The 1,513-nt window shown below is 41.9% G+C and carries 2 protein-coding genes; one reads left to right on the top strand and one right to left on the bottom strand.

The genetic code is table 11. The features are described from left to right. A partial coding sequence (locus SPADD19_RS00875; protein ID WP_061455247.1) for an aminotransferase class I/II-fold pyridoxal phosphate-dependent enzyme occupies positions 1-815 on the bottom strand: 815 nt, incomplete at its 3' end. 209 nt (positions 816-1,024) lie between these two features. Between SPADD19_RS00875 and SPADD19_RS00870 the strand changes: the two genes are divergently transcribed. Next, positions 1,025-1,477: a universal stress protein gene (locus tag SPADD19_RS00870; RefSeq protein WP_003018301.1), complete on the top strand. Its 453-nt coding sequence runs from the start codon at positions 1,025-1,027 to the stop codon at positions 1,475-1,477. Positions 1,478-1,513: the final 36 nt, after the last annotated feature.

Raw genomic sequence — 1,513 nt, 5'->3', positions numbered from 1 at the left:
GACAACATGTTCAAACCTTCGATATGGCCCTTCACATGATGTTTCGGTCCGGATAGAACCATCCAACCAACACGGAAACCAGCAATCCGGTGAGATTTTGACAAGCCATTCATACTCACACAGAAGAGATCAGGCGCTAAACTTGCGATAGCCGTATGTTTTTCACCATCCATAACTAAACGATCGTAAATTTCATCCGCAAAGATGATCAAGTTATTTTGACGAGCGATCTCTACAATCTCAAGCAGGATCTCATCTGGATAGAGGGCACCTGTTGGGTTATTCGGGTTGATGACAACGATAGCCTTGGTGTTTGAAGTAATTTTCGACTTGATATCCTCGATATCTGGATACCAGTTTGCTTCTTCGTCACAAAGATAGTGAACCGCGTTCCCACCAGCTAGGCTGACTGCCGCCGTCCAAAGAGGATAATCCGGCATCGGTACCAATACTTCATCCCCATTGTCCAAAAGCCCTTGCATGGACATGACGATCAGCTCACTCACCCCATTTCCAAGGTAAATATCATTGATATCGACATTTGGAATTTTCTTCAATTGACAATACTGCATGATGGCCTTACGGGCTGAAAAGATCCCTTTTGAATCCGAATAACCTTCACTATCACGCGCATTCATGATCAGATCATGGATGACTTCATCTGGAGCTGTAAAGCCAAATTCAGCAGGATTTCCTGTATTCAAACGAAGAATCTTTTCTCCATTTGCTCGCATGCGCATCGCTTCTTCCAAGACTGGACCACGAATATCGTAAGCGACATGTTCGAGTTTGCTTGATTTATTATATTCCTTCATTTTCTGCCTCGATTCACGAAATTATCTCTATTATACCACTAGTTCAAATAGAGTACAAACCGAGGACTTTAAAAATCCTGCAAAAATATACTAGAAAAAGCGAGACTTTACCTTTACATTCTAGCCTAAAAGGGATAAAATATAAGTGTATAAGGAATAGAGTTACCTTCTATTCTATCCATGTTTTCAAGCTATAAGGAGGTAGGATTATGTCTCAAAAATACGAAAACATTATGGTCGCTGTCGACGGTTCCCATGAAGCAGAATTAGCCTTTGAAAAAGGGGTTAATGTTTCTCTTCGCAACGGCTCCAAATTGACCATTGTCCACGTCATCGATACCCGTGCCCTTCAAAGCGTCTCAACGTTTGATGCTGAGGTCTACGAAGAATTGCAAGAAGAAGCCAATGAATTGCTCAAAGGCTACAAGGAACGTGCTGAAAAAGTCGGCGTTCAAAATGTTGTGACTGTTGTAGAAATGGGAAATCCAAAAGTCCTCTTGGCCAATGATATCCCAAGTAAAGAAGGGGTTGACCTTATTATGGTCGGAGCTACCGGACTTAATGCCTTCGAACGGTTAATGGTCGGATCCTCCTCAGAATATATCCTTCGCCATGCCAAAGTAGACTTACTAGTGGTACGTGATAAGGATAAAACCATGTAAGCAACAAAAAGTTTGGAACAAAGGTTCCAAACTTTT

This window comes from Streptococcus parasanguinis, assembly GCF_001578955.1.
Taxonomy (GTDB): domain Bacteria; phylum Bacillota; class Bacilli; order Lactobacillales; family Streptococcaceae; genus Streptococcus; species Streptococcus parasanguinis_U.
The sequence above is the reverse complement of the archived record's forward strand: the minus strand, read 5'-3'. Positions and strand labels throughout refer to the sequence as shown.

Excerpts from the sequence above, each read along its gene's own strand:
- SPADD19_RS00870 (WP_003018301.1), top strand. The coding sequence starts at position 1,025 with ATGTCTCAAAAATACGAAAACATTATGGTCGCTGTCGACGGTTCCCAT.